Here is a 12,565-nt window from a genome sequence, read left to right as displayed (position 1 = left end):
CCCTTGGTTTGGGGGGTCACCATCCGGGTCCCCGGATGGTGAGAATCCGCTGGTTCGTCTCTGCCCCCCGGCGGATGTCCACGTAGATGGTGTCCGGTTCCAGCGCCTCCTGGATGGTTTCACTCCACTCCACCGCGCAGACGCCGCCCCGGCGGAGAAAATCCTCCCAGCCGATGTCAAACAGGTCATCGGCGTCCCGCAGGCGGTACATGTCAAAGTGGAACAGAGGCAGGGTGCCGCCCTCATACTCGTTGACGATGGTGAAGGTGGGGCTGGTCACCCGCTGGGAAATGCCCAGGCCCTGGGCCATGCCCCGGACAAAGGCGGTCTTTCCCGCCCCCAGGTCGCCGGTGAAGGCCACCACAGCACCCGGGGCCAGCCGCTGGGCCATCTCCCGGCCGATGGCCTCGGTTTCCTGTTCGCTTGCTGAATATCGTTCCATGGCAGTTCCGTTCCTTTCCTGGCGGCCATGGGGGACGCCAGTAGATTGAGGGTATTTTATCATAAAATGAGCAAAGTTGCACCCCTCTGCGACAAAATTTATTGCCAGTTCAGGGTATGATGAAGGGAGAAACGACCCGCTGGGGGACAAGCCCCGGGAGAATGGGAAGGGAGGCGTGTGCCGTGGGACGAAAAAAGCGGGAGTGGCCGCTGTTTTTTCTCTGCCTCAGTGCGGCGCTGTATGGCCTGGCGCTGATTTTCAGCGCCACCCGGTATGAGGAAACCCTCCATGGCTTGGTGGGAAAGCAGGCTGTGGCGCTGGGGGGAGGGGTTGTCCTGTGCCTGCTTCTGTCCGTGCTGGATGTGAGAAAGCTGCTGGAGAAGTTGTGGTGGCTGCTGCCTGTGGTCAATGTGGGGCTTCTGCTCCTGCTGGTCCCCCTGGGCAATGACGACGGAACCGGGAACAAGAGCTGGATCTCCCTGCCCGGGGGCGGATTCAATTTGCAGCCGGCGGAGGTGGTCAAAATCTCCTTTCTGCTCCTGCTGGCTCTTCAGCTGAGAAAGCTGGGGGAGAAGGGATTGAACCGGCCCAAGGCGGTGTTTCTGCTGCTGCTCCATGTCCTGGCCCTGTGCGCGCTGCTCTATGGGGTGTCCGGGGACATTGGCATGGTGGCGGTCTATCTGGCGGTCTACCTGGTGATGCTCTGGTCGGCGGGGGTTCATCCCCTCTGGCTCCTGGGGGAGGTGGCCGCGGGCGTGGGAGCGGTGGTTTTGCTCTGGCCCCGGCTGCCGGAGTATGTACGCATGCGGTTTTTGGTGGTGTTCGACCATGGGCTGGACCCCTTGGGAAAGGGATTCCAGCAGGAGCGCAGCCTGCTGGCCATTGGTTCGGGCCAGGTCACGGGCCAGGGATACCTCCAGGGGACCCAGACCCAGAGCCCCTCCCCGTCGGCCCTGCCCGCCCGGCACACGGATTTCATTTTTTCCGTGGCGGGGGAGGAGCTGGGCCTGGTGGGCTGCCTGCTGATCCTGGCCCTGCTGGGGGCCATTCTGTTTCGCTGCGTCTGGCTGGCTCACCGAAGCCGGGACCCGCTGTTTGCCGCGGTGGCCATGGGCGTGGCGGGCGTCTTTGGCGCGCAGACGATTTTGAACATTGGCATGTGTCTGTACGTGGCCCCTGTGGTGGGGGTGACGCTGCCCTTTTTCAGCTACGGCGGGTCCTCCCTGCTCACCGCCTTCGGCGGGGTGGGGATTGTCATGTCCATGAAACAGGAGAAGCTGGGAGGAAGCGGCAATTGGCCGGGCGCATAAGCCCCCGGGCCGGGGACAGACTAAGGACAACTTTCCAAAGAGGAGGTCATTCCAATGGCACAGTCCCGTTTTTCCCGGCGGCTGGGGTTCCTGGTGATCCTCGCCGCCCTTTCCTTTTCCATGGTCCTGCCGGCGTTTGCGCTGTTTGACCAGGACGATACCGCGAGGGGAGACCAGTCCCTGCCCATCGCGGAGAACTTTTCCTTGACCACCTACCGTGATGTGGCGGTCAGTGGGACCTTTTCCGCGGTGGACCCGGAAGGGGACCCCTTGACCTTCCGGGTGACCAAAAACCCTGCCCGGGGGGCCATCACCTTTGCCGAGGAGGGCTCGGCCCGCTTCACCTATACCCCCTATGAGAACAAGACGGGGAAGGACTCCTTCACCTATGTGGCAGAGGATGGGGAGGGGAATGTTTCCCAGCCCGCAGTGGTTTCGATCAAGATTCAGAAGCCGGATACCAAGGTCACGTATTCCGACATGGCCGGCAACCCCGCCCACAAGGCGGCCATTGCCCTGGCGGAGCGGGATATTTTTGTGGGGGAACAGATGGGGGAGACCTGGTTCTTCCGGCCGGAGGCCCCTGTGACCCGGGAGGAGTTTTTGGCCATGGCCATGGACGTGGTGGGGCTGGAGACCCTTCCCGAGGCCACCATGACCGGCTTTGCCGACGACGATAGTATTTCCGTCTGGGCCAAGCCCTATGTGGCCTCAGCCCTTCGGGCCGGGATGGTCCAGGGAAGCGGCGGGGACGGCGACGGGGCGGAATTCGCTCCTGACCGGGTGATTACCCAGACGGAGGCGGCGGTGATGCTCAACCGCCTGCTCCAGGTCTCTGACGTGGCGGCCACGGGGGCCTTGTCCCAGGACGCGGCCCCCGCCTGGGCCTACCAGTCCGTGGTCAATCTGGAGGCCGTGGGGGTTTTGAACCCGGAGGAGGACGGGTCTCTGTCCCTCAGCCCGTCCCTTACCCGGGCCCAGGCGGCGGAAATGCTTCTCTCGGCCCTGGAAGTGCTGGACTTTCGGGACAGGATTTGGTAAACTAAACCTGTGAACGTCTTTGCCTACGGACGCGGAGCCCAGCAACCAGGGCTCCGCGTCCTGCCCAAGAAAGAGAGCACGCCATGGAGCAAGCTGTGATCCATTCACCCTTAGGCCCTCTGACCCTGTTCGCGGAAGACGACCACCTGACTGCCCTGGTCTATGGGGACTATGGCAGTTATGACGACCTGCCTCTCTTCCGAGAGGCAAAGCGCCAGTTGGAAGCGTATTTCGCCGGTCAGCGGCAAGCGTTTTCCCTCCCCCTCAACCCGGATGGAACGGCATTCCAGCGCCGGGTTTGGCAGAGCCTGTGCGATATCCCATACGGAAGGGTAATCTCCTACCGGGAGCTGGCGGCCCAAGTGGGGTCTCCCCGGGCGTTCCAGGCGGTGGGACAGGCCAACGGGAGGAACCCCCTGCCCATTCTCATCCCCTGCCACCGGGTCATCGCCGCGGACGGAACCCTGGGCGGCTATTCCAGCGGAGTGGAGCGCAAGCGGTTTCTGCTGAGGCTGGAAGGGCTCTCCATCCCAGAGTCCAAACCGCCCAGACGGGTGGGAAAACGGGGGGTGAGAGCCCGGTGAGACGTTGCCCTACATCCCGCCCTGCCGGCCTTCTCTCAGGGGAGAGGCGTCTGGCAGGCTTCCCAAGTGAAAAACCCCTGTCCCAGGCCAAACGGTGCCTGGGACAGGGGTTTGCTGTTTTCGAAATGGAAAGAGACAGAAAGGAGACAGGGGCACCTTTGGGGATTAACGTGTGCCTGTCAGGTGGTAGCCCGCTCGCTCGACTTTCTGCTTTACTTGCTCATCATCCAGGGATTCGGCGTATGACACGGTCAAAAGCCCCTTTTTCAGGTCAACCTTGCCGGCCGCGCCTTTGATGTCGTTGACGGCTTCTTCGACCCGGACTTTGCAGTGCTCGCAGTGCATGCCCTCCACCTGGAAGGTCTTTTGTCCGGCCACATGGGACAGCTTCTTTTTCCGGGGCTTGTAATCTCCGCCGCCGCAGCAGCCGCCGCCCTTGCCGCGGAAGTGACGGACGGTAGACCAGAGCCCGATGGCGACAACCACGACGACAAGGACGAGAAGGATGATATTTTCCGTTCCCATTGCAGTGCCTCCTTTTTGGGGGAAGGGGATGCGGCCCCAAGGCGCACATCCCCTTCCGTCAATGGATCAATGTTTCTTCTTGTGTTTGGTCTCTTGGCCATGTCCGCCGCAGTGTCCTGTGCACTGTCTGCCATACGGGCAGCCGATGCAGACTTCCCCCCGTTTTTTGGCCCGATACAGGTAAAACAGGATTCCGCCGATGATGCAGACCAAGATGGCCACAATGATGACGTCTACCATAACTTTACCGGCTCATGGCAGCCTGATTGCCGGCCAGGGCATAGTCCTCTTTGATCTTCCGATTGGTTCTGTGGACCATGCAGACGATGACAGCGGCCATAATCAGGACAGCGATCAAACCAGCCACAGCGGCGCCGACGTTCAGCGTGGAGGGGGCGGTCACCAGGGTGCCGATGGTGTAGACCAGGTAGGCCACCGTGTAGCCTGTGCACAGCTGCAGGCCGATGCCGGCCCAGACCCACTTGCCGCTCTTCATCTCGGAGTTCATGGCGCCGATGGCGGCGAAGCAAGGCGGTGTATACAGGTTGAACATGAGGTAAGCCAGGGCGGCGACTTTGGTGATGGCGATGACGCCGGCAATCTCAGCGCCCGTGCCCTCCAGCATCGCCAGCTCATCGGTGTCAATCAGGTTCTCCAGACCCACGAAGCAGACGGCCAGGGTGCCCACCACGTTCTCCTTGGCGATGAAGCCGGTGACGGCGGCGGCGGCCAGCTGCCAGCTGAGGACGCCCACGATGGGCACCAGCAGATAGGCGAAGGGGCCGGCGATGGAGGCCAGGATGGAGGAGTCCGCTGTCTCTGCCACCTGGAAGCTCCAGTCGAAGGTCTGCATCACCTGCACCACGGTGTTGCACAGCAGGATGATGGTGGCGGCCTTTTTGATGTAAGCCCAGCCGCGGTTGCACATGGACTTAAAGGCGCCCCACAGGGAGGGGGCCTTGTATTCCGGCAGCTCCATGATGAAGAAGGACTTTCTGGCCTTGTAGCCGGCGATCTTGTTCACCAGCAGAGCGCCCAGGAAGATCAGAACGATGCCGGTGGCATACATCACGAAGCTCACCCAGCCGGCTCCGTCGAAGAAAGCGCCGGCAAACAGCGCGATCACGGGGATCTTTGCGCCGCAGGGCATGAAGGGGGAGAGCATGGCGGTGGCCCGGCGCTCCCGGTCGTTGCGGATGGTACGGCTGGCCATGATGCCGGGGACAGCGCAGCCGGTGGTGATGACAAAGGGAATGACGGACTTGCCGGACAGACCCACCTTCTTGAAGATGGGGTCCAGCACCACGGCGGCACGGGACATGTAGCCGCAGTCCTCCAGCAGGGCGATCAGGAAGTACATGACCATGACCAGAGGCAGGAAGCCGATAACGGCGGACACGCCGCCGATGACACCGTCCACCAGCAAGGCGGACAGCAAGGGGTTGGCATTCTCCAGCAGGGTGCCCACCCAGGCCTGGAAGGTCTCCAGCCAGGCCACCAGGGTGTCGGCGATGAGGGGGCCGACCCAGGCCTGGGAAATCTGGAAGACCAGGAACATGATGCCGGCAAAGATGAGGATGCCCGCCACCGGGTTGGTGAGGACAGCGTCGATCCGGTCGTCGGAATTCTTATCCTTGGTCAGCACCTTCCGGGTCTCTACCTTGGAGACGATTTTGTTGACGAAATCAAACCGCTCCCGGTCGGCATTTTCCACCGCCTTTTTGTCGGTCAGATCAATGTTTCCCTCGCTGTATGGGGCGAGCTGGCTCTCGTTGGCCCGGGCCACGGCGGTCTCCACCACGGTCTTCAGGCCCTCTGCGGAGGTGGAAACGGTCCGGATGACCGGACAGCCCAGCTTGGCCGACAGGGCGTCCACGTCGATCTTGGTGTCCTTTTTCTCGTTGATGTCGCTCTTATTCAGGGCCACCACCACGGGAATGCCCAGCTCCAGCAGCTGTGTGGTGAAGAACAGGCTGCGGCTGAGGTTTGTGGCGTCCACAATGTTGATGATCACATCGGGATTTTCGTGCTTTACGTAGGCGCTGGTGATGCTCTCCTCACTGGTGAAGGGAGACATGGAATAGGCGCCGGGCAGGTCCACAGCGATCAGCTGCTCCTCCCCGCCGTAATAGGCTTTTTTGATGGGGTGTTCCTTTTTCTCTACCGTGACACCCGCCCAGTTGCCCACCTTTTCGTTCCTGCCTGTTAGGGCATTGTACATGGTGGTCTTACCGGAGTTCGGGTTGCCCGTCAAGGCAATTCTCATGACAGATTCCTCCCGTGTCGTTTGTTGGATTTGACTCTCTCTCGGATGCGCATACCTATTATAAATTAGCAAAAGCTAACTTATAGCGAAAAGAAGAAGACGCACAACAACGCCCAACGCTCAAATGATGATGGCGTCGGCCAATTGATGGTCAATGTTGTAGCGTCCGTCTTTGATGGAGACAATACAGCCGCCTTTCAAATGGGAGACCACGGTAATATGTTCTCCGCTGTAGCAGCCCAGGGAAAATAAAAAGGCATTCAAATCCTCGTCCTCCGTGTCAATTTGGCGGACGACATACTCCTTACCTTCTACTGCATCTCTTAAATTCATTTTATCACCATTAAAAATATAATAATCGGGTCATGCTCCGGCCGCGAACTGCCGGCTGACTTGTGAAGCAAAGAGAAGTAATTAGCTCTAACTAATTGCTTGCATAGTATATCTCCTCTTTCGGAGTTTGTCAACCCTAACTTTCAAAAAAGCAAGGAAAAAACATAGTTCTGAGCGGCGTGTTTTATGGGTATTTTTATAAGAAAAAATCCACGCCCGCGCAAGGGCGCGGGCGTGGATGGAACGGCAGGTTCCGTTATTTCATGAGCAGATACAGCACGGCCTTTTGGGCGTGGAGGCGGTTTTCCGCCTCGTCGAAGATCTCGTCGGCGTGGGACTCAAAGACCGCTGCGGTGATCTCCTCTCCCCGGTGGGCGGGCAGGCAGTGCTGGACCATGGCGCCGGGATGGGCGGCGGCCATAACGGCGTCGTTGATTTGATAGCCCTCAAAGACCAGCTTACGCTGGCTGGACTCGCCCTCCTGTCCCATGGAGGCCCACACGTCGGTGTACAGGACGTCGGCGTCCTTGGCGGCGGCCAGGATGTCCGGGGTGCACTGGAGCATGCCGGGATACTGCTGGGCAAAGTCCAGAACGGCAGGGTCCGGGCGGTAGGCATCGGGGCAGGCGATGGACACCGTCATGCCGCACTTGAGGCCGCCCACGATGAGGGAGTTTGCCATGTTGTTGCCATCACCGATGTAGCACAGCTTCAGGCCGGCCAGCTTGCCCTTGTGCTCCCGGATGGTCATGAGATCAGCCAGCACCTGGCAGGGGTGGCAGAAGTCGGTCAGACCGTTGATCACGGGGATGGAGGCGTATTTGGCCAGGGTCTCCACCTCTTCCTGGGCAAAGGTGCGGATCATGATGCCATCACAGAACCGGGAGAGCACCCGGGCGGTGTCCTCCACCGGCTCGTTGCGGCCGATCTGGCTGTCCTTGTCGGAGAGGTAAATGGCGTTGCCCCCCAGCTGGTACATGCCGGTCTCAAAGGAGACCCGGGTGCGGGTGGAGCTCTTCTCAAAGATCATGGCCAGGGTTTTCCCGGCCAGGAAGGGGTGCTGGATGCCCGCTTTTTTCATGGCCTTGAGCTGGTCGGCGGTGTCTAAAATGGTGAGAATGTCCTGGCTGGACAGGTCCAGCAGCTTCAGCAGGTCTTTTTTCATGGATGTGTTCTCCTTTTTCTCTTATCCCATGAGGGTCTGCTTCAGAATGGCCAGGCCCTCGTCCATTTCCTCCTTGGTGATGACCAGGGGCGGCAGCAGGCGCAGCCGGTCCCCGGCGGTGAGGCACAGCAGGCCGTGGTCGATGAGCAGGGCGGCCAGTTCCTTGTTGGTCCGGGGGCCCTTTACATCAATGCCCAGCATGAGGCCCAGGCCCACAACATCCCCCAGTTCCGGGCTGCCGATGGCCTGGATGCCCGCCCGGAGGTAGGCGCCCTTCTCCCGGACCTGGTCCAGGAAGGGCTGGTCCATGGTCTCCAGCACCGCCAGGCCCGCGGCAGTGGAGACGGGGTTGGCTCCGAAGGTGGAGCCGTGGGTTCCAGGGGTAAGGACCCCGGCGCACTTCTCGTTGGTGAGGATACCACCCAAGGGCAGGCCGCCGGCGATCCCCTTGGCGAAGGAGACCACATCCGGCTGGATGCCGAACTGCTGGAAGGCGAACAGGCTGCCGGTGCGGCCGATGCCGGTCTGGACCTCGTCCACCAGCAGCAGCCAGTCCTTCTCCCGGCACAGGGCGGCCAGGGACTGGACCATGGAGACCTCCAGGGGGCGCAGGCCGCCCTCCCCCTGGATGAGTTCTACCATGACCGCGCACACGTCGTCCCCCGCCTGGGCCTGGATGCTCTCCAGAGTGGGGTCGGCGTAGCGGAAGGCCTCGTTGAAAGGGAAGAAATAGTTGTGATAGCTCTCCTGCCCGGTGGCGGTGAGGGTGGTGATGGTCCGCCCATGGAAGGAGCGGTTCAGGGTGAGAATGGTGCTGCGGCCCTTGCCGTACTTATCGAAGCTGTACTTCCGGGCCACTTTGATCATGGCCTCGTTGGCCTCCGCCCCGGAGTTGCCGAAAAAGACCTTGTCCATTCCGCTGCGGGTGCACAGCTGCTGGGCCAGCAAGGTCCCGGGCTGGGTATAAAACAGATTGGAGATATGCCCCAGCTTCCCAATCTGCTCTGTAATGGCGGCCATCCACTTGGGGTTGCCATATCCCAGGGAATTAACCCCGATGCCGCTGGTAAAGTCGATGTATTTCCGCCCCGACAGACTGTACAGGGTGGCGCCCTGCCCGTGGTCAATGTCCACTGGAAACCGCCCATAGGTATGCATCACATAGGTCTCATCCAGGGCCTTCAATTCTGCAAAGGTCACAATCCCCACACTCCTTTCCTCTTACAAAAAGCCTCGCAGAGTTTCCCGCCCCGCAGGGTGGGAAAGAATTTCTAATCCATGTTTTCCCCGGCTTCGCCGGGAAAAACATACTTCTCAGCCGCAAGTGTGCGGCCCCAGAGGGGCCGTGCGCGCAGTCGGCTGTCGTCTCCCCATTTTGGGAGCCAAGCGCAGCGGGTCCCAAAATTCTTCTTTCACTCCCACAGCATCGTCCCAATTCCCTGATGGGACAGCATCTCAGTGAGGATGGAGTGGGGAATCCGTCCATCTAAAATATGGGTGCGGTGGACCCCGTGTTCCAGGGCGTTGACACAGCACTGGATTTTGGGAATCATCCCACCGCCGATAACCCCGCTGGAGAGCAGGGAGGGGACCTCCTCCAGGCGGATCTGCCGGATCAGGGTGCTGTCATCCTTGGGGTCCCGGAGCACGCCGCGGACATCGGTGAGGAGAATGAGCTTCTCCGCCCCCAGGGAGATGGCCAGCTCGGCGGCCGCCGTATCGGCGTTGATGTTGTAGGCGGTGTCGTTGTCAATGCCCAGGGCCACGGTGGAAATCACGGGGATGTAGCCGCAGCTGAGGGCGTCGTTGACCACCTGAGGGGCCACCTTGACGATCTTACCCACCAGGCCGTACTTCTCGTCCAGCTTCTTGGCCTGGAAGAGGGCCCCGTCCAGGCCGCACAGGCCGATGGCCTTGCCTCCCAGATTGTTGATGATGGAGACCAGGTGCTTGTTCACCTTGCCGCAGAGGACCTGCTGGACGATGTCCATGGTCTCCTCGTCGGTGTACCGCAGGCCGTCCACGAACCGGGACTGCTTGCCCACCTTTTCCAGCATGTGGCCGATCTCCGGCCCGCCGCCGTGGACCATCACCACGCGGACGCCCACCAGGTGGAGCAGGATGATGTCGCTGATCACCGCGCTGCGGAGCTCCTCGGAGATCATGGCGTTGCCGCCGTACTTGATGACAATGGTCTTTCCGTACCATTTTTGAATGTAGGGCAGCGCCTCCACCAGGACGGTGGAGCGCTCCATATAATTGTTCATGTCCATGGGAGAGTCCTCTCTTTTGGGATTAGCTGCGGTAGTCGCCGTTGATTTTCACGTAGTCGTAGGTCAGGTCACAGCCCCAGCAGGAGCAGGTGGCGCTGCCGCTGGTGAGGGTCACCTGGATGACCACCTCGTCCTCCGACAGGACCCGCTTGGCCAGTGCCTCGTCGAAGGCCACCCCTTGCCCTCCGGCGCACACCAGCAGTTCTCCTGCCCGGGAGAGGAACTTCACCTCCACGTCCTTGGGATCAAACTGCGCCCCGGAATAGCCGATGGCGCACAGCACCCGCCCCCAGTTGGCGTCGGTGCCGAAAACGGCGCATTTCACCAGGGGAGAGCGGACCACGGCCTTGGCCATCTGCTCGGCCTGCTCCTCGGTCTCGGCCCCCATCACGGTGCAGGTGATGAGCCGGCCGGCGCCCTCGCCATCGCTGGCGATCATCTTGGCCTCGTACTCGCAGACGTGGCGCAGGGCGGCAAAGAAAATGTCGTAGTCCTCCCCGGGACCGGTGATGGCGGGGTTGCCCGCCAGGCCGTTGGCCAGAACGACGCAGGTGTCGTTGGTGGAGGTGTCCCCGTCCACGGTGATGCGGTTAAAGGTCTTGGTGACCACCTGGCGGAGCATGTCCTGCAGGAGGGCCCCGTCAATGGCGCAGTCGGTGGTGATGCCGCAGAGCATGGTGCCCATGTTGGGGTGGATCATGCCGGAGCCCTTGGCGATGGCCCCGATGGTGACGGTTTTGCCCCCCAGCTCCACGGTGACGGCGATCTCCTTCACCTTCAGGTCGGTGGTGAGGATGGCGTGGGCGGCGTCCAGGGAGGCCTGGGGGGTGTCCGCCAGAGCGGCGACCAGGGAGGGAACCCCCTTCTCAATGGCCTGGATGTTCAGCTCCACACCGATGATGCCGGTGGAGCAGACGGCGAAGTCCTGGGGCCGCAGGCCGGTGGCGGCAGCGGCGGCCTGGGCCATCCGCTGGGCGTTCTCCCTGCCCTTGGGGGCGCAGGCGTTGGCGTTGCCGCTGTCAAAAATGATCCCCCGGGCCTGGTGGTCGGCCAGGTGCTCCTTGGTGAGGATCACCGGGTCGGCCTTGACCACATTGCGGGTATACGTGCCCGCGGCAGCGCAGGGGACGGAGGAGAGGATCATGGCCAGGTCCTTTTTGTCAGGCTGGGGCGTGGTGAAGTTGTCTTTGATGCCGCAGTGGATGCCCGCGGCCTGAAAACCCTTGGGGGCGGTGACACCGCCGGTGATAATGTTCATAACAGAAAAACCTCCTTGGTGAGAATGGTGTAGAAAAGCATAGGGAAGTGAGCCCCTCTCGGCCGGTTATTCTAAACCGGCGGTCTCCGCAAAACCCAGCATCAGATTCATATTTTGGACCGCCGCGCCGGAGGCCCCTTTGCCTAAGTTGTCAAAGAGAGCGGTCACAGTGGTTTGCGCTTCGTGACCGCAGACGATCAATCGCAGCTGGTTGGTGCCCACCAGGGTGTCAGAGTAGATCACAGGCTCATCTCCGCCAAAAGGCGCCACGGAGACAAAGGTTTGCCCCGCATAATAGCTGGACAGCGCCTGGTGGATCTCTTGGGCGGTGGGGCGGCCGGGCAGGGTGTCGTTGCGGAGCAGGACGGTGGTGGCCATGCCCTGGATATAGTCCCCCAGGATGGGGTGGAAGACCGGCGGGGCGGCCAGACCGCAGACGTGGACCATCTCCGGCAGATGCTTGTGGTGGAGATTGGTGCCGTAGATGCGGGCGGAGGCGTGCCGGGGGTCCCGATGGGGGTCCTGATACTCCGCGATGAGCTTCTTGCCCCCACCGGAGTAACCGGTCAGGGAGTAGGCGCACAGGGGATGGTCCGGGGGAATCAGACCCAACTGGACCAGGGGATACACGGAGGCAATGAAGCCAGATGCGTGGCAGCCCGGGTTGGCCACCCGCTTAGAACAGACGATCCTCGCCCGATGGTGGGGGGAGAGCTCAGGAAACCCGTAGTCCCAACCAGGGGCGGTGCGGTGGGCGGTGGAGGCGTCGATCACCCGGGTGTTGGGATTGTCAATCATGGCCACCGCCTCCCGGGCCGCCTCGTCGGGCAGGCACAGGAAGACCAGGTCGGCGGCGTTGAGGCATTTCTTCCGTTCCGCCGGGTCCTTGCGCTTTTCCTCGTCAATGAGAAGAAGCTCGATATCCTGGCGGGGGGTCAGCCGGTCGTAGATTTGCAGGCCGGTGGTGCCCTCCCGTCCGTCGATGAAAATCACAGGTTTCATGCTTCACGCTCCTGGATAAACTGCTTGAGGTGTTCCATTTGGACTTTCACTGCCTCCGGAGCCGGTCCGCCGTAGACCTTCCGTCCTTCCACACAAGTTTCTAAGGAGAGGGCGTCGTAGACGTCGGCCTGGAAATAGGGGGAGACCTTTTGATACTCCTCCAGGGGGAGGGTCTCCAGGGAGTGGCCGGTGTCCATACAGTGCCCCACCAGCTTGCCCACGATGCCGTAGGCTTCCCGGAAGGGCATGCCCTTTTTGGCCAGGTAGTCGGCGCAGTCGGTGGCGGAGATAAAACCGCCGTTGGCGGCCCGGCGCATGTTGGCCCGGTTGACCGTGAGGGTGTCGATCATGGCGGTGAAGACGGGC

At 61.5% G+C, this 12,565-nt stretch carries 13 protein-coding genes and 1 pseudogene; 3 read left to right on the top strand and 11 right to left on the bottom strand.

What is annotated here, in order from left to right; translation table 11 throughout:
* Positions 1-16 precede the first annotated feature (16 nt).
* Entirely contained in the window at positions 17-442 is a 426-nt protein-coding gene (gene tsaE / locus DV520_RS08650; RefSeq protein ID WP_117142461.1) for a tRNA (adenosine(37)-N6)-threonylcarbamoyltransferase complex ATPase subunit type 1 TsaE, read from the bottom strand.
* A gap of 182 nt (positions 443-624) precedes the next feature.
* Between tsaE and DV520_RS08645 the strand changes: the two genes are divergently transcribed.
* The 3 genes from DV520_RS08645 (at position 625) to DV520_RS08635 (ending at position 3,377) form a co-directional block, all read left to right on the top strand.
* Positions 625-1,752, top strand: a complete 1,128-nt coding sequence (locus tag DV520_RS08645) for an FtsW/RodA/SpoVE family cell cycle protein (RefSeq protein WP_021920868.1) — start codon at positions 625-627, stop codon at positions 1,750-1,752.
* Between the two features lie 54 nt (positions 1,753-1,806).
* Positions 1,807-2,793 (top strand): Ig-like domain-containing protein, encoded by a 987-nt coding sequence (locus tag DV520_RS08640; protein WP_117142459.1) that lies wholly within the window; start codon positions 1,807-1,809, stop codon positions 2,791-2,793.
* An 83-nt stretch (positions 2,794-2,876) separates the two neighbouring features.
* The gene (locus tag DV520_RS08635) at positions 2,877-3,377 is read left to right on the top strand and encodes a methylated-DNA--[protein]-cysteine S-methyltransferase (RefSeq protein ID WP_021920866.1); all 501 of its coding nucleotides are present in this window, start codon (positions 2,877-2,879) and stop codon (positions 3,375-3,377) included.
* Between the two features lie 165 nt (positions 3,378-3,542).
* Here the strand turns inward: DV520_RS08635 and DV520_RS08630 are convergent, their stop codons facing one another.
* The 10 genes and pseudogenes from DV520_RS08630 to DV520_RS08590 form a co-directional block, all read right to left on the bottom strand.
* Positions 3,543-3,902, bottom strand: coding sequence for a heavy-metal-associated domain-containing protein (locus DV520_RS08630; RefSeq protein WP_021920865.1), 360 nt, complete (start codon positions 3,900-3,902; stop codon positions 3,543-3,545).
* Positions 3,903-3,968: 66 nt separating this feature from the next.
* Positions 3,969-4,142, bottom strand: a complete 174-nt coding sequence (locus DV520_RS12320) for a FeoB-associated Cys-rich membrane protein (RefSeq protein ID WP_021920864.1) — start codon at positions 4,140-4,142, stop codon at positions 3,969-3,971.
* 4 nt (positions 4,143-4,146) lie between these two features.
* Positions 4,147-6,168, bottom strand: coding sequence for a ferrous iron transporter B (feoB, locus tag DV520_RS08625; protein WP_117142458.1), 2,022 nt, complete (start codon positions 6,166-6,168; stop codon positions 4,147-4,149).
* A 120-nt stretch (positions 6,169-6,288) separates the two neighbouring features.
* Positions 6,289-6,501 carry a FeoA family protein gene (locus DV520_RS08620; protein WP_021920861.1) on the bottom strand — a complete coding sequence of 71 codons (213 nt, stop codon included), beginning with the start codon at positions 6,499-6,501 and terminating at the stop codon, positions 6,289-6,291.
* A gap of 256 nt (positions 6,502-6,757) precedes the next feature.
* Entirely contained in the window at positions 6,758-7,666 is a 909-nt protein-coding gene (gene argF, locus DV520_RS08615; RefSeq protein ID WP_117142457.1) for an ornithine carbamoyltransferase, read from the bottom strand.
* A 21-nt stretch (positions 7,667-7,687) separates the two neighbouring features.
* Entirely contained in the window at positions 7,688-8,866 is a 1,179-nt protein-coding gene (locus DV520_RS08610) for an aspartate aminotransferase family protein (protein WP_117142480.1), read from the bottom strand.
* A gap of 212 nt (positions 8,867-9,078) precedes the next feature.
* Positions 9,079-9,933, bottom strand: coding sequence for an acetylglutamate kinase (gene argB, locus DV520_RS08605; RefSeq protein WP_117142479.1), 855 nt, complete (start codon positions 9,931-9,933; stop codon positions 9,079-9,081).
* A 28-nt stretch (positions 9,934-9,961) separates the two neighbouring features.
* Positions 9,962-11,197: a bifunctional glutamate N-acetyltransferase/amino-acid acetyltransferase ArgJ gene (gene argJ / locus DV520_RS08600; protein ID WP_117142456.1), complete on the bottom strand. Its 1,236-nt coding sequence runs from the start codon at positions 11,195-11,197 to the stop codon at positions 9,962-9,964.
* A gap of 66 nt (positions 11,198-11,263) precedes the next feature.
* Positions 11,264-12,199 (bottom strand): N-acetyl-gamma-glutamyl-phosphate reductase, encoded by a 936-nt coding sequence (argC, locus tag DV520_RS08595; protein WP_117142455.1) that lies wholly within the window; start codon positions 12,197-12,199, stop codon positions 11,264-11,266.
* Positions 12,196-12,565: pseudogene (locus DV520_RS08590) on the bottom strand (argininosuccinate lyase); the annotation flags it as partial. The gene argC and the pseudogene DV520_RS08590, both read right to left, overlap by 4 nt.

The organism is Evtepia gabavorous (assembly GCF_003425665.1).
In the GTDB taxonomy this organism is placed as follows: domain Bacteria; phylum Bacillota; class Clostridia; order Oscillospirales; family Oscillospiraceae; genus Evtepia; species Evtepia gabavorous.
Note: the sequence above shows the minus strand (reverse complement) of the source record. Positions and strands in the feature narration are given on the sequence as shown.

Excerpts from the sequence above, each read along its gene's own strand:
- argF (WP_117142457.1), bottom strand. The coding sequence starts at position 7,666 with ATGAAAAAAGACCTGCTGAAGCTGCTGGACCTGTCCAGCCAGGACATT.
- DV520_RS08620 (WP_021920861.1), bottom strand. The coding sequence starts at position 6,501 with ATGAATTTAAGAGATGCAGTAGAAGGTAAGGAGTATGTCGTCCGCCAA.
- DV520_RS12320 (WP_021920864.1), bottom strand. The coding sequence starts at position 4,142 with ATGGTAGACGTCATCATTGTGGCCATCTTGGTCTGCATCATCGGCGGA.
- DV520_RS08635 (WP_021920866.1), top strand. The coding sequence starts at position 2,877 with ATGGAGCAAGCTGTGATCCATTCACCCTTAGGCCCTCTGACCCTGTTC.
- argJ (WP_117142456.1), bottom strand. The coding sequence starts at position 11,197 with ATGAACATTATCACCGGCGGTGTCACCGCCCCCAAGGGTTTTCAGGCC.
- argC (WP_117142455.1), bottom strand. The coding sequence starts at position 12,199 with ATGAAACCTGTGATTTTCATCGACGGACGGGAGGGCACCACCGGCCTG.
- tsaE (WP_117142461.1), bottom strand. The coding sequence starts at position 442 with ATGGAACGATATTCAGCAAGCGAACAGGAAACCGAGGCCATCGGCCGG.
- feoB (WP_117142458.1), bottom strand. The coding sequence starts at position 6,168 with ATGAGAATTGCCTTGACGGGCAACCCGAACTCCGGTAAGACCACCATG.
- argB (WP_117142479.1), bottom strand. The coding sequence starts at position 9,933 with ATGAACAATTATATGGAGCGCTCCACCGTCCTGGTGGAGGCGCTGCCC.
- DV520_RS08630 (WP_021920865.1), bottom strand. The coding sequence starts at position 3,902 with ATGGGAACGGAAAATATCATCCTTCTCGTCCTTGTCGTCGTGGTTGTC.
- DV520_RS08640 (WP_117142459.1), top strand. The coding sequence starts at position 1,807 with ATGGCACAGTCCCGTTTTTCCCGGCGGCTGGGGTTCCTGGTGATCCTC.